Source organism: Clavibacter sp. CT19, assembly GCF_027858075.1.
Classification (GTDB): domain Bacteria; phylum Actinomycetota; class Actinomycetes; order Actinomycetales; family Microbacteriaceae; genus Clavibacter; species Clavibacter tessellarius_A.
The window spans coordinates 214,652-237,188 of sequence record NZ_JAQHYR010000004.1 but is presented as its reverse complement, the minus strand read 5'-3'; the positions used below and the strand labels follow the sequence as shown (position 1 = coordinate 237,188).

Here is a 22,537-nt window from a genome sequence, read left to right as displayed (position 1 = left end):
GGCGTTCCGGAGGTCTGGTGCCTAGGGTCGTACCGACATGATCAGGTTCGACCACGTATCCAAGGTGTATCCCGGCAACCCCCGACCGGCGCTGAGCTCCGTCGACCTCGAGATCCTCCGGGGGGAGTTCGTCTTCCTCGTCGGTGCATCCGGGTCCGGCAAGTCCAGCTTCCTGCGTCTCGTGCTCAAGGAGGACCGGCCCACGCAAGGGACGATCCACGTCCTGGGCCAGCAGCTGAACCAGCTGTCGAGCCGCAAGGTCCCGTACTACCGGCGCAGCCTGGGGGTGGTGTTCCAGGACTTCCGGCTGCTCCCGAACAAGTCCGTGTTCGACAACGTGGCCTTCACCCTCCAGGTGATCGGCAAGTCGCGCGGCTTCATCCAGGAGGCCGTCCCCGACGTCCTCAACATGGTGGGCCTCAAGGGCAAGGAGCAGCGCCTCCCGCACGAGCTCTCCGGCGGCGAGCAGCAGCGCGTCGCCATCGCGCGGGCCGTGGTGAACAAGCCGGCCGTGCTCCTCGCGGACGAGCCGACCGGCAACCTGGACCCGCTGACGAGCGCGGGCATCATGCAGGTGCTCGAGCGGATCAACGCCAACGGCACCACGGTCATCATGGCCACCCACGACTCCGGCATCGTCGACCAGATGCAGAAGCGGGTCATCGAGCTGATCGGCGGCGAGGTCGTCCGCGACGAGCTCGGCGGCCAGTACCAGACGTCCGCGATCGACCTGCCGCGCACGGCCGAGAACCCGGTCGGCGTCAACCCCGAGCACCCGCCCATCGCCGCGCCGACGCCCGTGTTCGTGCCCGCGGCGCCGCTCCCGGCACCCGTCCGGCCCACTGCGCCCGCCGCTCCCGCGACCGCCGCGGAGCGTCGGGAGCAGGCGCGCCGCGAGAAGGCGCGCCGCGCCGAGGAGAAGGTGCGCGCCAGGGAGGAGGCGACCCGCGAGGCCGCCGCCGCCAAGGCCGCGCGCACGGCGTCGAAGGAGAAGGCGCCGACCGCGGCCGCTCCGGCGCCCGCCGCCGCGCCCGCACCGGAGGCCGCGCAGGTCGGGCCCACCGAGCCCGCGCCCGAGCAGGCCGTGCCCGTCGTGCCCGCGACGACCCCCGTCCGCGAGGAGGCTGTGGTCCGCGACGACCGCGACGCCGCGCGGGCGTCCACGCCCTCGGCCTTCGCCGAGGCGGCCCGGGTGGATCCGCTGCCCGCACCCGCCGCGGAGCCCGCGCGGGCTGCGGAGCCCGCGCCCGCCGCCGAGCCCGTCGCCGAGAGCGAGCGGACCGCTCCGGCGGAGTCGACGCCGTCCCGCGACGTACCGGTCGTGCACGAGCCCGATCGCGAGCCCGTCCAGGAGCCCGCGCCGGTCGACGACGCGCCGCCTGCCGCGTCGACCCCGAGGGCGCCCAGCCGCCGCAACGGCGGGGGAGCGGCGCCCGCCGCGCCGAGCACCGGATCCATCCGCCGCCTCCCCGAGGGCACGGGCGTGATCCGCCTGCCCGACCTGTCCGACGGGCAGGGCGGCACCGCGTCCGCCGACGGACGCGACGACGCCGAGCTCGCCGAGCTCGGTCTGGCCGAGAAGCTGGGGCTCCGCGCCCGCGGCGAGTCGCCGGACGACACCGGCGCACAGGATGTGGGGCCCACGCGATGAGACTCGGACTCGTCCTCTCCGAGGTCGGCCACGGCCTCCGTCGGAACGTCAGCATGGTCGTGTCGGTCGTGCTCGTCACCTTCATCTCGCTCACGTTCGTGGGCGCCGCGGTGCTGCTGCAGATGCAGATCGGCCAGATGAAGAACTACTGGTACGACCGCGCCCAGGTCGCCATCGACTTCTGCACCGACACGTCGGTGCCGAGCGCCACGTGCGTGAACGGCAAGGCCACGCAGGAGCAGATGGACGCGGTGAAGGAGCGCCTCGACAGCGCGACGCTCACCCCGTTCATCGACAAGTACTACTTCGAGGACCAGGACACGGCGTACAAGAACTTCCAGGAGCAGTTCAAGGGCGATCCCGTCACCGAGCTGGTGCAGCCCGAGTTCCTCAACGAGGCGTTCTGGGTGAACCTCAAGGACCCGTCGAAGTCCGACATCCTCAAGGACAGCCTCTCGGGGCTCGCGGGGGTCGAGAACGTGGTGGACCAGCGGCAGTACCTCGACCAGATCTTCTCCATACTCAACGCCGCGAGCCTCACCGCGGTCGGCATCGCCGGCCTCATGCTCGTGGCCGCCGCCCTCCTCATCGCCACCACCATCCGGCTGTCCGCGTTCTCGCGGAGACGGGAGCTGGGCATCATGAGGCTGGTCGGGGCGTCGAACCGCTTCATCCAGACCCCGTTCATCCTCGAGGGCGTGTTCGCGGCGCTCATCGGGAGCGTGCTCGCGAGCGCGGCGACGGTGGCGCTCGTCAAGTTCTTCGTGCAGGGCTTCCTGAGCACGCGCCTCTCGTCGATATCCCTGGTGAACATGGACGACGCTCTGCTCGTGGTGCCGATCCTGCTCGCGGTGGGCGTCGTGCTGTCCGCGGTCTCGGCGAACTTCGCGATCAGCAGGTACCTGCGGATCTGATCCTCCGGTAGGCTGATGGGCTGCCCGGATCCGGGCGCATCCACCCGAACCATCGAGGAGTCCACCGTGCCCAGGGAACGTGGCGAGAAGGTGGTGGCGACCAACCGCAAGGCTCGCCACGACTACACCATCGAGTCGACCTACGAGGCCGGCCTCGTGCTCACGGGCACCGAGGTCAAGTCGCTCCGGCAGGGGCGCGCGTCCCTCGTGGACGGCTACGCCTTCGTGGACGCGGGCGAGGCGTGGCTCGACGCGGTGCACATCCCCGAGTACAACCAGGGCACCTGGAACAACCACCCGGTCAGGCGGAAGCGCAAGCTGCTCCTGCACAAGGAGCAGATCCTCAAGATCCACTCCAAGGTGAAGGAGGGTGGCTACACGGTCGTGCCCCTGCAGCTCTACTTCGTCGACGGCCGCGCCAAGGTGGAGCTCGCCATCGCGAAGGGCAAGAAGGAGTACGACAAGCGCCAGACGCTCCGGGAGCGCCAGGACAAGCGCGAGGCCGATCGCGCCATGTCGTCGCACCGCCGGCTCGGCGAGTAGGCGCACCGGCCGTCGGCGGTGGTGCGGGCGTCGCGCGTCGGCTATCATTGAGGGCTGGCCGGGGTTCGCTCCGGTCGACGATTGACAACTCGACAGCGTGGAACATGCGACCCGGCTCGGGTGCCTCTCGAGGCGCTCTGCCGTTCATGGGGATGATCGGTTTCGACATTGCCTGAATGACTGCGAGAAGCGGGTCGAGGATGCAGGGCTATCTCGTAAACGCTCTCTGCAAAATACAACTGCCAATAACAAGCAGTCGTCCTTCGCTCTCGCTGCCTAAGCGAGCGCACTAACAGGACCGTCGACCCGGTGATGCTCTCTAACCGGTAAGTCGGCGTCAGAAAAGGGAGCTCGCTGCGCGGTCGTGCCTCAGGGCCGCGCGGGACTCGAACTGAGGCTGGGCCCGTCGGATCAGATGCCAGGAGCAAGTTCCGGGGCCGAGCAGGACGCCTTTCCTGGATACACCCGTAGAAGGCGCAGGATTACAGCAGTGGACCGGGGTTCGATTCCCCGCATCTCCACCATCGCGTCGCATGTCCCACGCTCGTCGAGGGGCCGGATCCGTCCGGTCGCGACGAAGGCCCCGTCCACCGGACGGGGCCTTCCGTCTGCCCGGTCTCAGCCCACGGGCGCGCGCGGCGCGGCGGGGGCGGGTGCGCCGGGGTCGCTCGTCGCCAGCGCCGGGGCCGTCGTCTCCACCGCGGGCGAGCCGGTCCGGCCGCGGCGCCGCTTCCGCCCGCCGGAGCGCCCGTACACGAGGTACATCGTGAGCCCCATGATGATCATGAGGAGCACCGTGTACACGAACGTGATGCTCATCGAGTCGAGGTTCGCCTCTCCCTCCGTGCTCGCCTTGATGGCGATGCCGAGCGGCTCGTACAGCGGCTGGTAGAGGAACACCGCGGCGTCGTAGTCGTCGAGGAGGCTGTTGAAGTTGAGCGCCGTGATGGCGGCGACCGTCGGGATCACGAGCGGCACCAGCACGCGGCGGAATGTCGTGAGCGAGCGCGCCCCGAGGATCCGCGCGGCGTCCTCGAGCGATTGCGGCACGCTCGCGAACGCGGCCTTCAGCAGCCGCAGGGTGAACGGCACCTTCACGATGATGTACGCGACGAGCAGCAGCCACGTCGTGCCCGTGAGCACCTGCCCGCCGATGAGCGGCTGCGGCCGGTCGAAGGTCTGCAGCAGCGCCAGGGCGATGAGGATGGTCGGCAGGATCCACGGGATGTGCAGCAGGTACTCGATGGCCGCGGTCGCCCAGTTGCGGTTGCGCTGCACGAGGCGCGCGACGAAGAGCAGCCCCGCCACCACGATCACGGCGGCCAGCGCGCTGTAGACGAGGCTCACGACGAACGGGCGCAGCACGTCGGGGGAGCCGAGCACGGTCGCGTAGTTCCGCAGGGTGAAGGAGTCGAGCGTGATGGTGCCCGTCTGCACGCTCTTCGAGTCGAGGAACGAGAACAGCACGATGAGCACGACGGGCAGGGCGTAGACCACGAAGAGCACGTACGCGACGACGTGCACGACGCCGTTGACGATCGGGTTCCGGATGCGCTGCTTCTGCAGCGGCGTCGCGACCTTCGCCACCGAGAAGTACACGCCCGACTTCTCGACGCGGTTCATGATCGCCAGCAGCGCGATGGTCGCGACGCCCAGCACGATGGCGAGCAGCGCCGCGAGGTCGCGGGAGCTCGTGCTCTTGGAGAAGGTGACGATCATGGGCGCCACCGTCTGGAAGCCCGTGCCGCCGAGCACCAGGGGAGCGGTGAGCGCCCCGAGGCCGGTGAGGAACGTGAGCACGGTGACCGCGAAGATCATGGGCCGCAGGGCCGGCAGCACGATGCGGAAGAGGATCCGGCCGGTGCCCGCGCCCATGCTCCGGGCCGCCTCGATGGTCTGGTGGTCGATGGCCGCGAGCGAGGAGCGGAGGAAGAGCATGTGGTTCGTGGTGGTGGCGAACGTCATCACGATGACGACCGCGAAGTACCCGGAGAACCAGTCGGGGTCGAGATCGGGGACGACGCGCTGGGCGATGGCCGTGACGAACCCGTAGCGTCCGTAGATGAAGTCGTAGCCGGCCGCGAGCACGATGCCGCCGTAGATGAGCGTGGTGGCGTACCCGAGCCAGAGCACGCGGGACCCGCGCACCACGAAGTACTCCGTGACCAGCACGATGAAGATGCCGACCACGTTGACGGTGATCGCGAGGGTCACGGCGAGCAGCAGGCTGTTGCCGACGCTCCGCATCGCCCGGTCGGAGCTGACGAGCTTCTCGAGCGCCCGCCCGCTGAACGACCCGTCGGGCAAGAACGTCGTGATCAGCAGGTTGGCGTTCGGGAACACCAGGAACGTGACGATGAACCACAGCGCGGCGATGAGCACCACGACGCCGAGGGGGGAGCGCAGCAGCGCGCGGACGGGGGTGCGCACGGCTACGACCGGTACCGCAGGATCGCGGCCGGGTCGATGCCCACGACGACCTCGGCGCCGGGCGCGAGGGGCGCGGCGCCCGTCTCGGCCACGAGCGCCTCGACGGCGTCGTCCCCGAGGTCGACCCGGTACGTGCTGTAGGACCCGTGGTACTTGCGCTCGGCCACCACGCCGTCGAGGCGGACGCGGCTGGCGTCGGTCACCGCGGATCCGCGCGGATCCACCGACACGCGCTCGAGCCGCACGTAGGCGCGGCTCGAGGCGTCGAGGCCCGGCGCCCCCGCGTCGCGGAGGCGGGCGACCGTGGACGGGCCGAGCGCGTTGATCGCCCCGACGAAGGTCGCGACGAACTCGGTGGCCGAGCGGTCGTAGATGTCCTCCGGGGTCCCGACCTGCTCGATCCGCCCCGCGTCGAAGACGGCGATGCGGTCGCTCATGGTGAGCGCCTCCTCCTGGTCGTGCGTGACGTAGACCGTCGTGATCCCGAGCCGGGACTGCAGGCCCTTCAGCTGGTCGCGCAGCTGCACGCGCAGCTTGGCGTCGAGGTTGGAGAGCGGCTCGTCGAGCAGCAGGATCCGCGGCTCCAGCACGAGCGCCCGCGCGATGGCGACGCGCTGCTGCTGACCGCCGGACAGCTCGGCCACGTTCTTGTCGAGCTGGGCCGCGCTCAGCTCGACCTGATCGGCCATGGCGCGCACGAGCCGGTCGGTCTCGGCCTTGCCGGCCTTCCGCACCGTGAGGCCGAACGCGATGTTCTGCCGCACCGACATGCTCGGGAACAGCGCGTAGTTCTGGAACACCATGCCCACGCGGCGCTTCTCGCTGGGCAGCCGCGTGGCGACCTGCCCGTCGATGACGACCTCGCCGCGGCTCGGGTCGACGAAGCCGGCGAGCGTGCGCAGCGCCGTCGTCTTGCCGCAGCCCGACGGCCCGAGCAGGGTGAAGAACTCGCCCTCGTGGATCTCCAGGTCGAGCCCCGGGATCGCCACCTGGTCGCCGAAGCGCACCTCGACGTCGTCGAAGCGGATCATCAGGGCAGGTACTCCAGCTCGGTCTTCTCGACCCAGTCGGCGATGTGCTCGCGCACGAAGCCGTAGTCGACGTCCTGCTTGTCGAGCGACTCGATGAGCGTCTTCACGGCCGGCAGCGCCTTCTCCCGCGCGGTCGTGTTGACGGGGTAGCTCGAGAACTTCTCCGCGAACGCGCCCTGCACGTCGGCGCTGCCGAACCAGTCGATGAAGGCGCGGGCCCGCTCCTCCTTCTTCGTGCCGGCGATCTCGGCGATCTGCTCGGTCACGAACGGGACGCCGGCCTTCGCGGGCACGATCTCGGTGGTGGTGCCGTACTGCGCGTCGCGCGCCGCGATGCCGCTCGACGCCAGGGTGCCGAAGGACACCTCGCCGCGGGAGAGGCGCGCGTAGAGGTCCGTGCCCTCGACCGCGGGGGAGCCGTTCGCGAAGTAGTCCTTCACGACCTGCCAGCCCTTGTCGCTGATGCCCAGGTCGCCGTCGGGGTCCGCGTAGGGCGCGAGGAGGCCGGCGAGGATGAGCTGCGGCGTGGCCTCGCCGAGGCGCGTGTTGACCTCGTACTTCCCCTGGTACGCGGAGGAGTGCAGGTCGGTGACGTCCTTCGGCACGTCGCCGCCCGAGGTTTGCTTCGCGTCGTGCACCGTGACGATGGCCTGCTCCACGAGCGGCCAGTAGGCGCCGCCGTCGGGGTCGCCCGAGGCCTGGTCGACCTCGCCGGACCACGCGGGCGTGTACGCCGTGATGGCGTCCTCCGCCTTGAGGTTCTCGAAGTACATGTTGTTGAGGCCGAACACCACGTCCCCGACGGGGTTGTTCTTCTCCGCGACGATGCGGTTCGCGAGGTCGGCGCCGCCGAGGCCCACGATCTGGATGTCGAAGCCCGCCTTGGCCGCCTCGGCCGTGACCCAGTCCCCGCGGCCGTCGCCGTTGGAGTTCGTGTAGACGATGAGGGTGTCGCCCGAGGCGGGGGAGGCGCCGGGATCCGCGCTGCCGCCGCCCGATGATCCGCATCCGGAGAGGGCGAGCCCGGCCGCGACGACGGCGGCGAGGGAGGCGGTGAGACGGCGGGCGCGGTTCTTCATGGTGTCCTCTCGGAGGGAGCACGTCGGCGTGCTCGCGGGCGGCGCGCCGTTCCGGCGCGAAGTCCCCACCCTAGGAGCGGGATCCGCGGCGGCCCGGTCCGGCGGTCGCTGTTGGCTCGCTGTTCAGCATAGGGACACCGGAGACGATTCCCTCACCTGGGGAGCAAGCTGGTCGGGGCGCGTCGCGCCGCTCGCGGGAGCGGGAATACATAGCACGTGCATTGGATTCGATACCTCATGACCGGACGCACCATCGCGGGGACCCCCTCGAGCACCGAACCCGCCGACGACCGCGACCGCACGCGCTGGCAGGCGTTCTGGGTCTGCGTCGGCGTCGCGGCCCTGACGATCCTCGACCTCTCGAAGGTGAACGTCGGGCTGCCGTCGATCGAGGAGTCGCTCGGCGCCGGATCCACGGACCTGCAGCTCATCGTCGCGGGCTACGCGCTCGCGTTCGGCCTGGCCCTCGTGCCGGCCGGGCGGCTCGGCGACATCCGCAGCCGGCGCCTCATGTTCGTGATCGGCCTCAGCGCCTTCACGCTCGCGAGCCTCCTCTGCGCGCTCGCGCCCGACGTGAACACGCTCGTGGTCGCGCGGATCCTGCAGGGCGTCGCCGCGGGCATCCAGATGCCGCAGGTGCTCGGCCTCATCCAGCAGCTCTTCCAGGGCGAGGAGCGCGCGCGGGCGTTCGGCCTGTTCGGCGCGGTCGTGGGCGTCGCGACGGCGTTCGGCCCGACCGTGGGCGGCCTGTTGATCCAGGTCGGTGGCCCGGAGGACGGCTGGCGGCTGCTCTTCTGGATGAACATCCCGCTCGGCATCGCCGCCATCCTCTTCGCGCTCAAGCTCCTGCCGAAGCGGCAGGCCCGGCCGGAGGGGAAGGTCGGGCTGGATCCCGTCGGCATCCTGCTTCTCGCCGTCGCCACCTTCTCGCTGATGCTGCCGTTCGTGCTCACGACCGGCGGCCCGGACGACGACCCGCGCCGCTGGCTCGCGCTCGCGGTAGCCGCGGTGGCCGCCGGGCTCTTCGTCGCGTGGGAGCGGCGCTACGCGTCGCAGGGCAAGTCGCCCGTCGTGCACTTCGCGCTGTTCCGGCTGTCGTCGTACCGGAACGGGATCCTCATCGCGACGGCGTACTTCGCCGCGATCCCGGCGGTGTTCCTGCTCACGACCCTCTACCTCCAGCAGGGCCTCGGCCTCGCACCCGTGTTCGCCGGCATGGTCGGCATCCCGTTCGCGCTGTCCTCGGCCGTGACGGCGTGGATCGGCGGACGGCTCGTGTCCCGGCTCGGCCGGCAGCTCGTGGTCATCGGCCTCGCGGTCGTCGTGGTCGGGATCACCGTGCTGCTCCTCGCGGCCGTGCTCACGCCGCGCGAGGTCACCCCGTGGGCCATGGCCGCGGCGATGCTCGTGGCGGGCGTCGGCGCGGGCTTCGTCATCTCGCCGAACCAGACCCTGACGCTCGCCGAGATCCCGGTCACCGAGGGTGGCGTGGCCGGATCCATGGCGCAGGTGGGCCAGCGCGTCGGCACGGCCGTGGGCGTCGCGGCGGCCTCCGCCACGTTCTTCAGCACGCTCTACGCGGAGGCGGCCGGCGGATCCGACGCGAGCCTGGCGGTGTACCACGACGGCTTCCGCAACGGCTTCCTCGTCACCATCTCGCTGGTGGCGGTCGCGCTGCTGCTCGGCCTCGTGGACCTCGGGCAGCGGCGCCGACGTCAGCGGGCCGCGACCGCCTGAGCGCGTCGGGCCGGCCGCGTCCGGCGACGGCTCGCGACGGTCAGCGCGCCACGACCGCCAGAACGGCGTCGTGCAGGTGCCCGTTGGTCGCGAGCGCGGACCCGTGCCAGGGGCCGGCCTCGCCGTCGATGGAGGTGAAGCGGCCGCCGGCCTCCTCGATCACGGGGATGAGCGCGGCCATGTCGTAGGGCTTGAGGTCGTGCTCGCCCGCGATGTCGAGGAGCCCCTCGGCCAGGAGCATGTAGGCCCACATGTCGCCGAAGTCGCGGGAGCGCTTGACCCGGGCCGAGAGGTCGAGGAGCTCGTCGAGGCGGTCGGCGTCGCGCCAGCGCTGCACGCCGGCGACGCTCATGGAGGCGTCCTCGAGCCGGGTGACGTCCGAGACGCGGATGCGCCGCTCCTCGGAGGTGGTGGCCTGCCCGAGCGTGTCGTCGACGTAGGCGCCGAGCCCGGTCGCGCCCCACCAGCGGCGGCCGAGCGCGGGCGCGCTCACCACGCCGACCACGGGCACGCCGTCGACCGCCAGCGCGATGAGGGTGCCCCACACGGGCACCCCGCGCGCGAAGTTCGAGGTGCCGTCGATCGGGTCGACGATCCACTGCCTCGATGACGAGCCGGACGTGCCGTACTCCTCGCCGAGGACGCTGTCGTGGGGCCGGCTCTCGGCGATGCCCGCCCGGATCGCCCGCTCGACGGAGGTGTCGGCGTCGGTGACCCAGCTGGAGTCGGCCTTCGTCTCGATGGCGAGGTCGGCGGAGCGGAAGCGGTCGAGCGAGATGGCGTCGGCCATGTCGGCCAGCTTCCTCGCGAGCCGCAGGTCGGACGACAGGGAGTGCAGGGGTTCGGAGGCCACGGGGACGAGCCTAGCGATCGGCCCCGCGCCGCCCGGTCACTCTCCCTTGACGGCGTCCGACCGGTTCGACACGAGGTGCTGCAGCGAGTGGAGGCGCTCGCGCCCCGCGTCGCCGAGCTCGCCCGCCTCGACCCGGTCGACGATCTCCCAGTCGTGCGCCTCCGTGAGCGGGATGCCGCCCGGGGGCTCGCCCTCGGGCAGGTGCGCGTAGCTCGCGAACGAGCGGAGGATGTTGGCCGGATCCACGTGCCCGAGGCCGAAGGAGCGCACACCCGGGGTATCGATGATCCAGCCGTGGCCGCCGTCGCCCGTCTCGACGCGCATCGAGACCGTGGAGCTCGACGTGTGCCGCCCGCGCCCGGTGACCTGGTTGACGACGCCCGTGGCGCGCTTGGCGTCGGGCACGAGCGCGTTGACGAGCGTGGACTTGCCGACGCCGGAGTGGCCCACCGCGACGGTCGTGCGGTCGGCCATCAGGGCGCGCAGCTCGTCGAGCGGCACGGCGTCCGAGCGGCTCAGCACGATCGGCACGTCCAACACCCGGAAGTGCGCGGCGAACGGCGCGGGATCCGCGACGTCGGCCTTCGTGATGCAGAGGATGGGCTGGATCCCCGCGTCGAAGGCCGCGACCAGGTAGCGGTCGACGAGGCGCGCGCGCGGCTCGGGCTCGGCGGCGGCGACCACGATGAGCATCTGGTCGGCGTTGGCGACGATGACGCGCTCGACGGCGTCGGAGTCGTCGGCGCTGCGGCGCAGCAGCGTGCGGCGCGGGGCGATGCGGACGATGCGCGACAGGCTGCCCTCGTCGCCCGAGGTGTCGCCCACGATGTCGACGCGGTCGTTGGTGACCACGGCCTTCTTGCCGAGCTCGCGGGCGCGGGTGGCGGTCAGGGTGTGCTCGTCCGGGGTGTCCTCGCCCACGAGCACCCCGAAGCGGCCGCGGTCGACCGTGAGGACGCGGCCCTCGACGGCGTCCGTGTGGCCCGGCCGCTGCTTGCTGCGCGGCTTGTTGCCCTTGGGGTTCGGCCGCACGCGCACCGAGGACTCGTCGTAGGCGTCCCAGACGCCGTCGTCCTGCTCGGGATCCGCGAGCCAGCTCACAGGATCCCGCCGAGGCCGCCCGGGCCGGTCATGCCGCCGAGCGCCAGCGGATCGACGACCACGCGCGGGCCGCGGCCGAGCAGCGCGCCGAGCCACAGCTCGGGGAACTGGGGGAGCGTCTTGGCGGTCGTGCCGATGTCGTCGATCTCGACGCCCGGCACCGCGAGTCCGATGATCGCCCCCGCCGTGGCCATGCGGTGGTCCTCGTACGCGTGCCAGAGGCCGCCGTGCAGCGGCGCCGGCTCGATGGCGAGGCCGTCCTCGAGCTCCGTGACGGATCCGCCGAGCCGGGTGATCTCCGCCGCCAGCGCCGCGAGGCGGTCGGTCTCGTGCCCGCGGAGGTGGCCGATGCCGGTGATCCGGCTGGGTCCGTCCGCCAGCGCCGCGAGCGCGACCAGGGCGGGGGCGAGCTCGCCGCCGCGGCTGAGGTCGAGGTCGACGCCCGGGATGCTGCCGCCCGCGGCGAGGCCCGGCCCGCCGTCGACGACGAGCGCGCCGCCCTCGCGCGTGACGGTGGCGCCGAAGCGCGGCAGCAGCTCGATGAGGTCGGCGCCGACCTGCGTGGTTGCCGAGGGCCAGCCGGGGACCGTGACGCGTCCGCCGGCGACGAGCGCCGCGACGAGGAAGGGCGCGGCGTTGGACAGGTCGGGCTCGATGGACACGTCGCGGCCGGCGATGGCCGACGGCGGCACCACCCAGAGTCCCGGCTCCGGACTCTCGACGACCACGCCGCGCTCGGCGAGCGTGCGGATCGTCATCTCGATGTGCGGCATGCTCGGCAGCGTCCGGCCCGTGTGCCGGAGCCGCAGGCCGTCGGTGAAGCGCGGCGCCGCCAGGAGGAGACCGGAGACGAACTGGCTGGAGGCGGACGCGTCGATGCCGATCTCGCCGCCCGGCACCTCGCCGGTGCCGTAGAGGCTGAAGGGGAGTGCGCGGCGGCCGTCGTCGTTCACGTCGATGCCGAGGGCCCGCAGCGCCTCGATCGTGCCCGACATGGGCCGGCGGCGGGCGCTCGGGTCGCCGTCGAACGAGACGGGTCCGAGCGCGAGCGCGGCGACGGGCGGCAGGAAGCGCATCACGGTGCCGGCGAGGCCGCACTCGATCGTGACGCCGCCCGCGAGCTCTGCCGGCGTGATCCGGAGGTCGGGTCCGAACGCGCCGTCCCCCTCGACCTCCTCGATGCCGGCGCCGAGCGCGCGCAGGGCCTCGATCATGAGCCGCGTGTCCCGCGAGTGCAGCGGCGCGCGGAGGAGGGAGGGCGCATCCGCGAGGGCGGAGAGCACGAGCTCCCGGTTCGTGAGGCTCTTGGAACCCGGCAGCGGCACGATGGCGTCGAGCGGGCCGTCCGCGACGGGCGCGGCCCACGGCCCGTCGTCCTCGGGGACCGGCTGGTGGGTCCGGTCGTCGTCGTACGGGCTGAAGGTCGGACCGGAATACCTGAAGATCTCCATGGGTTCACCAGAGTACCGGGCACGCGTCCGGCAGGCCCGGATCCCGGGCCGGGAAGGAACACCCGTGATCACGAGGACAGCACCGGCGGCCCCGTCCGCCGAGCTCGTGCGCGCCGTAGAATCTGCCTTGATGGCCAATTCGAGGAACACCAGTCACGACGCGCCGGCCGAGACCGCGGAGGGCGTCGCGCCCGCCGCATCGACCGCGCCCGCCGAGCTCGTGGAGGCCGTCGTGCACTCCACCGAGGAGGCGGCCGACCAGCAGGAGGCCGAGCGGGCCGAGGCGGAGGAGCCGCGCGCGGCCCAGCCCGGCGACAATCGCGAGCTCTTCGAGGAGCAGGCGCTCCCGTTCATCGACCAGCTGTACGCCGCGGGCCTCCGAATGACGCGCAATCCCGCCGACGCGCAGGACCTCGTGCAGGAGACGTTCGTGAAGGCCTACACCGCCTTCCACCAGTTCAAGCAGGGCACGAACCTCAAGGCCTGGCTGTACCGGATCCTCACGAACACCTTCATCAACAACTACCGCAAGAAGCAGCGGGATCCCTACAGCGGCACCATCGACGAGCTCGAGGACTGGCAGCTGGGCGGGGCCACCTCCGCCACCGCCACCACCACGCGCTCCGCCGAGGCGGAGGCCATCGACCACCTCCCGGACAGCACCGTCAAGGACGCGCTGCAGTCCATCCCGGAGGACTTCCGCATGGCGGTCTACTTCGCGGACGTCGAGGGCTTCTCCTACCAGGAGATCGCCGACATCATGAAGACCCCCGTGGGCACCGTCATGAGCCGCCTGCACCGCGGCCGCCGGATGCTGCGGGGCCTCCTTTCCGACTACGCGCGCGAGCGGGGCATCTCCACCGCGCACCTCACTGGAGCGACCAAATGAGCGACTGCGGCTGCGACAAGGCCAAGAAGGATCTCGAGGAGTACCTGCACCACGAGCTCGACAAGGCGGACGCCGCGGACATCCGCGAGCACATGGCGAACTGCGCCGACTGCGCGCGCGAGCACCGCGTGGGCGTCGTCCTGCGCGACACCGTGCGCCGCGCCTGCACCGAGGCGGCCCCGGAGGACCTCCGCACGCAGGTGATGGAGAAGCTGCGCGCGATCCAGGCGACCCACTGACCGGAGCGGTCGCGCGCGGCCGGTAATCTCGGCATGTGACCAACGCGATCCAGTCCCTCGGGATGCCGTCCCCCTCCGACCTGACCGTCATCGTCGAGCTTCTGCGGCTGCTCGACTACGAGGTGGACGAGGAGCGGGTGGCAGCCCGCCTGTCGCGCATGACCGCGGCGGCGGGCCACGAGACCTGGGTCGTCCGGGACGACGCCGGCGAGATCGCCGGTCTCGCGGGCGGCCACCTCATGTGGGGCCTCGCCGACGACGAGCCGATCGCGCAGCTCATCATCCTGGTGGTCCGCGAGGGGCGGCAGGCCGGCGGCATCGGCTCCGACCTCATCCGCCACTACGAGGCCTGGGCGCGCGAGCACGGCGCCTCGCGCTTCCTCGCCACCAGCGCCGCCGCGCGCGACAACGTCACGCGGTTCTACGCCCGGCGCGGCTATCACGCGTCCGGCATCCGCTACTCGAAGCTCGGCTGATCCGGCCACGCGGGCTCGCGCCCGCCACGGACCATCGACGAGGAGAGGCCCGATCCCAGGGGGATCGGGCCTCTCGTCGTCCCAGGGCATGCGCCCCGGTGGATCACTCCGCGGTCGCGCGCGCGATCAGGTCGGTCTGCTCCGTGGCGTGGCGCTTGCTCGAGCCGGCGGCGGGCGATGCGGCCGCCGGACGCGACACGACGCGCACGGCGCGGTCGGGGAGGACCCGGCTGAGCTCCACGTGGACGAACGGCCAGGCACCCTGGTTCTCCGGCTCGTCCTGCACCCAGACCACCTCGGCGTCCGGGTACGACTCGACGACGCGGCGCACCTGCTCCTCGGGGAACGGGTAGTACTGCTCCAGGCGCACGAGGGCGATGGACGTGTCCTGGCGCTTCTCCAGCTCGCCGAGCAGGTCGTAGTGGACCTTCCCCGAGTGCAGGAGCACGCGCCGGACGGCGCCGCGGTCCTCGATGCGCACGTCGTCGATCACCGGCTCGAAGCGGCCCGAGGTGAAGGCCTCGACGTCGCTCGTCGCACCGCGCAGCCGCAGCATGGCCTTCGGCGTGAAGACCACGAGCGGGCGGCGCGGCCGCGAGTACGCCTGGCGACGCAGCAGGTGGAAGTACGACGCCGGGGTCGAGGGGCGCGCGACCGTCATGTTCTGCTCCGCGCAGAGCTGGAGGAAGCGCTCGATGCGCGCGGACGAGTGGTCCGGCCCCTGGCCCTCGTAGCCGTGCGGCAGCAGCAGCACGACGCTCGAGCGCTGGCCCCACTTCTGCTCGGCGGACGAGATGAACTCGTCGATGATGGTCTGCGCGCCGTTCGCGAAGTCGCCGAACTGGGCCTCCCACAGCACGAGGGCGTCGGGCCGCTCCACGGAGTAGCCGTACTCGAAGCCCATCGCGGCGTACTCGCTGAGCAGCGTGTCGTAGATCCAGAACCGCGCCTGGCGGTCGCTGAGGTTCGCGAGGGGCAGCCACTCCTGGCCGTTGTCGCGATCGTGCAGCACCGCGTGGCGCTGGACGAACGTGCCGCGGCGGGAGTCCTGCCCGGCGAGGCGGACGGGCGTGTTCTCCAGCAGCAGCGAGCCGATGGCGAGGAGCTCGCCGAAGGCCCAGTCGATGGATCCGCTGCGGCTCATCTCGAGGCGCTTGCGCATGAGCGCCTGCAGCTTCGGGTGCACGGAGAAGCCCTGCGGCGGGTTGTCGTGCGCGTCGCCGACGGCGTGCACGACCGACTCCGAGACGCCCGTGGTCTCGGGCTCGCCGTGGCCGTCGTCCTGCTGGGAGTCGGGACGCTCGAGATCGGAGACCGCGCCCACGTCGTCCGTCTGGACGGGGATCGACGAGGTCTGCGCGGCGTGCGTCTCGGCGAAGGCGCGCTCCAGGCGGTCCTGGAAGTCCTTCTGCGCCGCGTCGTACTCGTCCTGCGTGATGTCGCCGCGGCCGACGAGCGCCTCCGTGTACAGCTTCCGCACCGAGCGCTTGGCCTCGATGAGGTTGTACATGAGGGGCTGCGTCATGGACGGGTCGTCGCCCTCGTTGTGGCCGCGACGGCGGTAGCAGACGAGGTCGATGACGACGTCCTTCTTGAACTCCTGGCGGAACTCGAACGCGAGGTGCGCGACGCGGGCCACGGCCTCCGGGTCGTCGCCGTTCACGTGGAAGATCGGGGCCTGGATGCTCTTGGCCACGTCGGTCGAGTACACCGACGAGCGGGACTCCGACGGCGGCGTCGTGAAGCCGACCTGGTTGTTGATCACGATGTGGACCGTGCCGCCCGTGCGGTACGCCCGCAGCTGCGACAGCTGCAGCGTCTCGAACACGACGCCCTGACCGGCCATGGACGCGTCGCCGTGCACGAGGATCGGCAGCACCGAGAACGAGCCGATGGGCTTCCGGTCCTGCTTCGCGCGGACGATGCCCTCGAGCACGCCGTTCACGGCCTCGAGGTGCGACGGGTTCGCCGCGAGGTACACCGGCATCTCCTCGCCGTGGACGCCGCGGAAGGTGCCCTCGGTGCCGAGGTGGTACTTGACGTCGCCGGACCCCTGCACCGTGCGCGGGTCCTGCGTGCCCTCGAACTCGCGGAAGATCTGGCCGTAGCTCTTGCCGGCGATGTTGGTGAGGACGTTGAGGCGGCCGCGGTGGGCCATGCCTATGGCGACCTCATCGAGGCCGTGGTCGGCCGCGCCCTGGAGGAGCGTGTCGAGCAGCGAGATGGTGGACTCGCCGCCCTCGAGGGAGAAGCGCTTCTGCCCGACGTACTTGGTCTGCAGGAACGTCTCGAAGGCCTCCGACTCGTTGAGCTTGGAGAGGATGCGCATCTGCTCGTCGTGCGTGGGCTTCGCGTAGGGCTGCTCGACCTTGCCCTGGATCCACTCGCGCTCGTCCGGCTGCTGGATGTGCATGTACTCGATGCCGATGGTGCGGCAGTACGAGTCGCGCAGGATGCCGAGGATGTCGCGCAGGAGCGCCTGCCGGCGTCCGCCGAACCCGCCCGTGACGAACTCCCGGTCGAGGTCCCAGAAGGTGAGGCCGTGGTTCGTGATCTCGAGGTCGGGGTGCGTGCGCTGCTGGTACTCGAGCGGGTCGATGTCCGCCATGAGGTGGCCGCGGACGCGGTACGCGTTGATGAGCTCCTGCACGCGGCCGGTCTTGGAGACGCGCTCCGAGAGGTCGACGTTGATGTCCGTGGCCCACTGGATGGGGTCGTAGGGGATGCGCAGCGCCGCGAAGATGTCCTCGTAGAAGCCGTGCTGGCCGATGAGGCGCTCATGCACGATCTTCAGGAACTCGCCGGAGCCCGCGCCCTGGATCACGCGGTGGTCGTACGTGCTCGTGAGCGTGATGGTCTTGCCGATGCCGAGCTCGACGAGCGTCTTCGGGCTCGCGCCCTGGAACTCGGCCGGGTACTCCAGCGCGCCGGCGCCGATGATGGCGCCCTGGCCCTTCATGAGGCGGGGGACCGAGTGCACGGTGCCGATGCCGCCGGGGTTCGTGAGGGAGATGGTGGTGCCGGCGAAGTCGCCCGCGGCGAGCTTGTTGCCGCGCGCCTTCTTCACGAGGTCCTCGTAGGCGGTGAGGAACTCGCCGAAGGTCATGCCCTCGGCTTCCTTGATGCTCGGCACGAGGAGCGCGCGGGTCCCGTCGGGCTTCGGCATGTCGATGGCGATGCCGAGGTTGATGTGCGCGGGGGAGACGACGCTGGGCTTGCCGTCGACCTCGTCGTAGTGCACGTTCTGGCTCGGGAACTCCTTGAGCGCCTGGATGAGCGCCCAGCCGATGAGGTGCGTGAAGGAGACCTTGCCGCCGCGGGCGCGCTTGAGGTGGTTGTTGATGACGATGCGGTTGTCGATCATCAGCTTCGCCGGGATGGTGCGCACGCTCGTCGCGGTGGGGATGGTGAGCGACGCGTCCATGTTGGTCGCGAGGCTCTTCGCCATGCCGCGGAGCGGGGACACCTCGTCCTCGCCGGGCGGGGTGGGCTCGGCGCCCTTCTTGGCCGGCGCCTTCGCGGGGGCCTGGGCCGGGATCGGCTGCTGCTTGGGCGCGATGCTCGTGGTGCGCGCCGCGGGCTGGGACCCGGTCGCGGGCTGCTGCGCCTGCGCGTCGGGCTGGCCGGCGGAGGCGGGGGACGGCGTCGCGGCCGGGGCGCCCGTGTTGGTCGCGGCGGGCGCGGACGTCTGGTCCGACTCCGGGATCTGCGGCTCGGCGGTCTGGTCGCCGGTCGCGGGCGTGGCCTCGCGGCCCTCGATCACGGTCGCGTGGTAGTTCTCCAGGATCGGCCACCAGCTGCGGTCCACCGCGTCCTTGTCGACCACGTACCTCTCGTACATCTCGTCGACGAGCCACTCGTTGGCTCCGAAGTCGCCCGTGGAACCGTCATCGGTCCCCGTACCAGTCACCTGGCTCGACACAGTTGATCGCCCGCTCTCTTGCTGTTGGTCGTCTGCCTCGCGCGGTCGTTCGCTCGCCGCGCGTCCACGATGACCCAGCCTAAACCTTCCGCCGGTGGGGCCGGAGGGGTCGTCGGCGGAGCGGCGCGTCGCGCGCGCCCGATCCATCCGGAGGGGTGCCCTGGTGCGGACGCGGAGCCCGGGTTAGCGTCGGGGCATGAGGTTCACCGGAGAGGCTCCCGCCCACGACCTGACGTACTCGGACGTGTTCCTGAGCCCCGGACGGTCGGACGTCGGCAGCCGCATGGACGTGGACCTCGCGCCGGGCGACGGCACCCCGTGCACCATCCCGGTCGTCGCCAGCAACATGGGCTCGGTCACCGGCCCGCGGCTGGCGGCCGTGCTCGCGCGGCGCGGCGGCATCGGGATCCTCCCGCAGGACCTGCGCCCGCAGGAGCTCGACGCGGCCATCCGCCGGGTGAAGGACCAGCCGGTCGCGTACGACTCGCCGCTCGAGCTGCCGCCGGACGCGACGGCCGGGCAGGCGCGGGAGCTGCTGCCGCCCATCGCCGGCCACGGGATCGTGCTGCGGGACGCCGACGGGGAGATGGTCGGCTGCCTCGAGGGGACCCAGCTCGCCGGGGTCCCGGACGGCACGCGCCTCGCCGACCTCCCGCACGGCGCGCTCGCCTCCCTGGACGCCGACGACGTGCCCACGGGCCGCGCCGCGTTCGAGCTGATGCACGCGGCCGGCATCGACTTCGCGCCCGTCCTCGCGCACGGCCGCCTCGTCGGCACGCTGAGCCGTCGCAGCGCCCTCCGCTCCACCGTCTACGCGCCCGCCGTCGACGGACACGGCCGCCTCGCCGTGGGGGCCGCCGTCGGGGTCAACGGCGATCCGGTCGGCCGGGCCCGCGCGCTCCTCGCCGCCGGGGTGGACGTCATCGTGCTCGACACCGCCCACGGGCACCAGGAGGCGATGCTCCGCGCGGTCCGCGCCGTGCGGGCGCTCGATCCCGCGGTGCCGCTCGTCGCCGGCAACGTCGTGACCGCGGGCGGCGCGCGCGACCTGGTCGAGGCGGGAGCGGACATCGTCAAGGTCGGCGTCGGCCCCGGCGCCATGTGCACCACGCGCATGATGACCGCCGTCGGCCGCCCGCAGTTCTCCGCCGTGCTCGACACGGCGGAGGCCGCGCGGGCCGCCGGCGCGCTCGTCTGGGCGGACGGGGGCGTGCGGTACCCGCGCGACGTTGCCCTCGCGTTGGCCGCGGGCGCCGCGAGCGTGATGATCGGATCGTGGTTCGCGGGCACCGTCGAGTCGCCCGGCCGCCTGCTCGTCGACGAGGACGGCGGCCTGGCCAAGGAGAGCTGGGGCATGGCGTCCACCCGCGCCGTGCAGGAGCGCTTCGGCCGCCGCGAGGCGTTCGAGCTCGCCCGGCGCACGCTGTTCGCGGAGGGGATCTCGACGAGCCGCATCCGCATCGACCCGCTCCGTCCCGGGCTCGAGGACCTGCTCGACACCATCACCTCCGGGGTCCGCAGCGCGTTCACCTACGCCGGGGCGCGCACGCGGGCCGAGTTCGCCGAGCGCGCCACCGTCGGGATCCAGTCCGCGGCGGGCTACGAGGAGGGCAAGCCCCTGCCGGTCGGCTGGTGAGCCCCGGTATGCTCGACGGACGATGGACGACCCCCCTCCTGCTCATAGACCCCCGCCCCGCGCCGCCCACGACCTGAGGCCGGCCGCGCGCCCGGTGCCCGGGAGCCGCTCCGGTGCATGAATGGCTCCTCCTCGCCGTCGGCCTGCTCCTCACCCTCGGCACCGGCCTCTTCGTGGCCAGCGAGTTCGCGCTCGTCAACCTCGACCGCTCCGACCTCGAGAAGCGCCAGGAGCGCGGCGAGAAGCGGCTCGGCCCGCCCATCCGCGCCCTCCGAATCACCTCCACGCACCTCTCGAGCGCCCAGCTCGGCATCACCCTGACCACGCTCCTCACCGGATACACGATGGAGCCGGCACTCAGCCTGCTGCTCGCCGGTCCGCTCACGTCCGCGGGCCTCGCCGAGGGGCTCGTGCCGCCGGTGTCGACCGTGGTGGCGCTCGTCGTCGCGACGCTCCTGTCGATGATCATCGGCGAGCTGGTGCCCAAGAACTTCGCCCTGGCCCTGCCGCGCGAGACGGCCAAGCTCGTCATCCCGTTCCAGACCCTGTTCACCACGGTCTTCAAGCCCGCCGTGCTGCTGCTCAACGACAGCGCGAACGGCATCCTGCGCCTCGTCGGCATCGAGCCGAAGGAGGAGCTGTCGGGCGCCCGGAGCGCCGAGGAGCTGTCCTCGCTCGTGCGGCGCTCGGCGCTCGCCGGCCTCCTCGAGGACGACACGGCGATGCTCCTCAGCCGCACGCTGCGCTTCGCCGACCTCACGGCGTCCGACGTCATGACGCCGCGGCTCCGCGTGAAGTCGGTCGAGCGCACCGACAGCGCGCAGACCGTGATCGAGCTGGCCATGACCACGGGCTACTCCCGCTTCCCGGTCACCGACGACGGCGTGGACGACGTCATCGGCCTCGTGCACGTGAAGCAGGCCGTGGCCGTGCCGCGGGAGAAGCGGGCCCAGGTGCCCGTCACGGCGCTGCAGTCCGAGGCGATCCGCGTGCCCGAGACCATGAAGCTCGACGACCTGCTCGGCGAGCTGCGCGGCCGCGGCTTCCAGATGGCCGTCGTGGTGGACGAGTACGGCGGCACCGCCGGCGTCGCGACGCTCGAGGACCTGGTGGAGGAGCTGGTCGGCGAGCTCGCCGACGAGCACGACCGCACGCGCGCCGGCGTCGTCCGCTCGCGCGACTCGCTGACGTTCCCCGGCATGCTGCGGCCCGACGAGCTCCTCGAGCGCACCGGGCTCCGGATCCCCGAGGAGGGCCCCTACGAGACGGCCGCCGGCTTCGTCATGAGCGAGCTCGGCCGCCTGCCCGTCGTGGGCGACGAGCTGCAGCTCGAGACGGGGATCCTCCGGGTCGAGCGGCTCGACGGCCGGCGCATCGACCGCATCCGCTTCACCCCGTCGCCCGAGCCCGTCGCCACCGCGGTGGGCACCACCCGCGCCGAGCGCCAGGCCGACAGGCAGGCGGGCCGCCAGGCCGATCGCGAGGCGGGCCGCCAGGCCGTCGCGGATCGCGCCGCCAGCAGGAAGGAGCCGTCCCGTGGGTGAGTACGCCGGGGGGATCATCGCGCTCGTCGTGCTGCTCGCCGTCAACGCGTTCTTCGTCGGCGCCGAGTTCGCGGTCATCTCCGCGAAGCGGTCGCAGATCGAGCCGCGGGCGGAGGAGGGCAGCCGCGCCGCGCGCGTCACGCTCTACGCCATGGAGCACGCGACGCTCATGCTCGCGACGACGCAGCTCGGCATCACCGTGTGCTCGCTGCTGATCCTCAACGTGTCCGAGCCGGCGATCCACCACCTGCTCGAGATCCCGCTGCACGCGACCGGGCTGCCCGAGGAGGCGATCTCGACGATCGCGTTCGTCATCGCGCTGCTCCTGGTGTCGTTCCTGCACGTCGTGCTCGGCGAGATGGTGCCGAAGAACATCTCGTTCTCGGTGCCCGACCGGGCGGCGCTGCTGCTCGCGCCGCCGCTCGTGGGCATCGCCCGCGTGGTGAAGCCGCTCATCGTGGCCCTCAACGCCATCTCGAACGCCGTGCTGCGCGCGTTCCGGGTGGAGCCGAAGGACGAGGCCGCGAGCGCCTTCACGCTGGACGAGGTGCAGGGCATCGTCGACCAGTCGACGCGCGAGGGGCTGCTGGAGGACCGCACGGGCGCGCTCACCGCGGCGTTCGAGTTCACGGGCAAGAAGGTCGAGGACATCGCGATCCCGCTCGGCGCGCTCGTCAGCCTGCCCGAGACCGCGTCGCCCTCCGACGTGGAGCGCGCCGTCGCGCGGCACGGCTTCTCGCGCTACGTGCTGGTGGACGAGGCCGGTGAACCGTCCGGCTACCTGCACCTGAAGGACGTGATCGACCTCGACGAGGCCGACGAGTTCGTCCGCCCGGTGCCGGCCAAGCGGATCCGCCAGCTCGTCTCCGTCTTCGAGGGCACCGAGCTCGAGGACGCGCTCGCGATGATGCGCCGGTCCGGAGCCCACCTCGCGCGCGCCTTCACGGAGGCGGGCGAGACGACGGGCGTGCTGTTCCTCGAGGACATCATCGAGGAGCTCGTCGGCGAGGTGCAGGACGCCACCCGGCGGGTCTGACCCCG

Annotated in this window: 17 protein-coding genes and 1 other RNA gene; 11 read left to right on the top strand and 7 right to left on the bottom strand. The window is 71.8% G+C overall.

The window, feature by feature from the left end:
- The first annotated feature begins 37 nt into the window (after positions 1-37).
- The 4 genes from ftsE to ssrA all read left to right on the top strand — a co-directional run bounded on the left by ftsE (position 38) and on the right by ssrA (position 3,632).
- Complete coding sequence (ftsE, locus tag PED38_RS15875; protein WP_333720441.1) at positions 38-1,651, top strand: cell division ATP-binding protein FtsE; 1,614 nt, start codon at positions 38-40, stop codon at positions 1,649-1,651.
- Entirely contained in the window at positions 1,648-2,565 is a 918-nt protein-coding gene (gene ftsX / locus PED38_RS06995) for a permease-like cell division protein FtsX (protein WP_270980510.1), read from the top strand. Before ftsE ends, ftsX begins: the two co-directional genes overlap by 4 nt.
- 66 nt (positions 2,566-2,631) lie before the next feature.
- Positions 2,632-3,108: an SsrA-binding protein SmpB gene (gene smpB / locus PED38_RS06990; protein ID WP_012037997.1), complete on the top strand. Its 477-nt coding sequence runs from the start codon at positions 2,632-2,634 to the stop codon at positions 3,106-3,108.
- Between the two features lie 148 nt (positions 3,109-3,256).
- Positions 3,257-3,632, top strand: a transfer-messenger RNA (tmRNA) gene (gene ssrA, locus PED38_RS06985).
- A gap of 94 nt (positions 3,633-3,726) precedes the next feature.
- Here ssrA and PED38_RS06980 read toward each other — a convergent pair.
- From PED38_RS06980 to PED38_RS06970, 3 genes are read right to left on the bottom strand one after another with little or no spacing between them, the layout of a single operon-like run.
- Complete coding sequence (locus PED38_RS06980) at positions 3,727-5,538, bottom strand: ABC transporter permease (RefSeq protein ID WP_270980509.1); 1,812 nt, start codon at positions 5,536-5,538, stop codon at positions 3,727-3,729.
- Positions 5,539-5,540: 2 nt separating this feature from the next.
- Positions 5,541-6,569 (bottom strand): ABC transporter ATP-binding protein, encoded by a 1,029-nt coding sequence (locus PED38_RS06975; RefSeq protein WP_270980508.1) that lies wholly within the window; start codon positions 6,567-6,569, stop codon positions 5,541-5,543.
- Positions 6,569-7,648: an extracellular solute-binding protein gene (locus tag PED38_RS06970; RefSeq protein WP_270980507.1), complete on the bottom strand. Its 1,080-nt coding sequence runs from the start codon at positions 7,646-7,648 to the stop codon at positions 6,569-6,571. The genes PED38_RS06975 and PED38_RS06970 overlap by 1 nt, the downstream gene beginning before the upstream one ends.
- 237 nt (positions 7,649-7,885) lie before the next feature.
- On the opposite strand from PED38_RS06970, the gene PED38_RS06965 reads away from it, so the two are divergent.
- Positions 7,886-9,385 (top strand): MFS transporter, encoded by a 1,500-nt coding sequence (locus PED38_RS06965; protein WP_270980505.1) that lies wholly within the window; start codon positions 7,886-7,888, stop codon positions 9,383-9,385.
- Between the two features lie 40 nt (positions 9,386-9,425).
- On the opposite strand, the gene PED38_RS06960 is transcribed toward PED38_RS06965, so the two are convergent.
- Genes PED38_RS06960 through aroA form a run of 3 tightly spaced genes read right to left on the bottom strand, consistent with a single transcriptional unit; the run spans position 9,426 to position 12,790 of the window.
- Entirely contained in the window at positions 9,426-10,238 is an 813-nt protein-coding gene (locus PED38_RS06960; RefSeq protein WP_270980504.1) for an inositol monophosphatase family protein, read from the bottom strand.
- Between the two features lie 36 nt (positions 10,239-10,274).
- Positions 10,275-11,339 carry a ribosome small subunit-dependent GTPase A gene (gene rsgA / locus PED38_RS06955; RefSeq protein ID WP_270980503.1) on the bottom strand — a complete coding sequence of 355 codons (1,065 nt, stop codon included), beginning with the start codon at positions 11,337-11,339 and terminating at the stop codon, positions 10,275-10,277.
- A complete protein-coding gene (gene aroA, locus PED38_RS06950) occupies positions 11,336-12,790 on the bottom strand; it encodes a 3-phosphoshikimate 1-carboxyvinyltransferase (protein ID WP_270980501.1) in 1,455 nt (484 codons plus the stop codon). Before aroA ends, rsgA begins: the two co-directional genes overlap by 4 nt.
- 130 nt (positions 12,791-12,920) lie before the next feature.
- Here aroA and PED38_RS06945 point away from each other — a divergent pair, with 130 nt between their 5' ends.
- Genes PED38_RS06945 through PED38_RS06935 form a run of 3 tightly spaced genes read left to right on the top strand, consistent with a single transcriptional unit; the run spans position 12,921 to position 14,394 of the window.
- Positions 12,921-13,679 (top strand): sigma-70 family RNA polymerase sigma factor, encoded by a 759-nt coding sequence (locus tag PED38_RS06945; protein WP_270980499.1) that lies wholly within the window; start codon positions 12,921-12,923, stop codon positions 13,677-13,679.
- Positions 13,676-13,918 carry a mycothiol system anti-sigma-R factor gene (gene rsrA, locus PED38_RS06940; protein ID WP_012299392.1) on the top strand — a complete coding sequence of 81 codons (243 nt, stop codon included), beginning with the start codon at positions 13,676-13,678 and terminating at the stop codon, positions 13,916-13,918. The genes PED38_RS06945 and rsrA overlap by 4 nt, the downstream gene beginning before the upstream one ends.
- A gap of 35 nt (positions 13,919-13,953) precedes the next feature.
- On the top strand, positions 13,954-14,394 hold the full coding sequence (locus PED38_RS06935) for a GNAT family N-acetyltransferase (RefSeq protein ID WP_270980496.1): 441 nt from the start codon (positions 13,954-13,956) through the stop codon (positions 14,392-14,394).
- 103 nt (positions 14,395-14,497) lie between these two features.
- Here the strand turns inward: PED38_RS06935 and PED38_RS06930 are convergent, their stop codons facing one another.
- Positions 14,498-18,316 (bottom strand): multifunctional oxoglutarate decarboxylase/oxoglutarate dehydrogenase thiamine pyrophosphate-binding subunit/dihydrolipoyllysine-residue succinyltransferase subunit, encoded by a 3,819-nt coding sequence (locus PED38_RS06930; RefSeq protein ID WP_270980494.1) that lies wholly within the window; start codon positions 18,314-18,316, stop codon positions 14,498-14,500.
- A gap of 196 nt (positions 18,317-18,512) precedes the next feature.
- Here PED38_RS06930 and PED38_RS06925 point away from each other — a divergent pair, with 196 nt between their 5' ends.
- From PED38_RS06925 to PED38_RS06915, 3 genes are all read left to right on the top strand, one after another.
- A complete protein-coding gene (locus PED38_RS06925) occupies positions 18,513-19,952 on the top strand; it encodes a GuaB1 family IMP dehydrogenase-related protein (protein ID WP_270980492.1) in 1,440 nt (479 codons plus the stop codon).
- A 113-nt stretch (positions 19,953-20,065) separates the two neighbouring features.
- Entirely contained in the window at positions 20,066-21,496 is a 1,431-nt protein-coding gene (locus tag PED38_RS06920; RefSeq protein ID WP_270980490.1) for a hemolysin family protein, read from the top strand.
- Positions 21,489-22,532, top strand: coding sequence for a hemolysin family protein (locus PED38_RS06915; protein ID WP_063070724.1), 1,044 nt, complete (start codon positions 21,489-21,491; stop codon positions 22,530-22,532). Before PED38_RS06920 ends, PED38_RS06915 begins: the two co-directional genes overlap by 8 nt.
- Positions 22,533-22,537 lie beyond the last annotated feature (5 nt).

Coding starts and splice junctions, on each gene's coding strand:
- ftsE (WP_333720441.1), top strand. CDS start 38: ATGATCAGGTTCGACCACGTATCCAAGGTGTATCCCGGCAACCCCCGA.
- ftsX (WP_270980510.1), top strand. CDS start 1,648: ATGAGACTCGGACTCGTCCTCTCCGAGGTCGGCCACGGCCTCCGTCGG.
- PED38_RS06975 (WP_270980508.1), bottom strand. CDS start 6,569: ATGATCCGCTTCGACGACGTCGAGGTGCGCTTCGGCGACCAGGTGGCG.
- PED38_RS06970 (WP_270980507.1), bottom strand. CDS start 7,648: ATGAAGAACCGCGCCCGCCGTCTCACCGCCTCCCTCGCCGCCGTCGTC.
- PED38_RS06965 (WP_270980505.1), top strand. CDS start 7,886: ATGACCGGACGCACCATCGCGGGGACCCCCTCGAGCACCGAACCCGCC.
- aroA (WP_270980501.1), bottom strand. CDS start 12,790: ATGGAGATCTTCAGGTATTCCGGTCCGACCTTCAGCCCGTACGACGAC.
- PED38_RS06945 (WP_270980499.1), top strand. CDS start 12,921: ATGGCCAATTCGAGGAACACCAGTCACGACGCGCCGGCCGAGACCGCG.
- rsrA (WP_012299392.1), top strand. CDS start 13,676: ATGAGCGACTGCGGCTGCGACAAGGCCAAGAAGGATCTCGAGGAGTAC.
- PED38_RS06925 (WP_270980492.1), top strand. CDS start 18,513: ATGAGGTTCACCGGAGAGGCTCCCGCCCACGACCTGACGTACTCGGAC.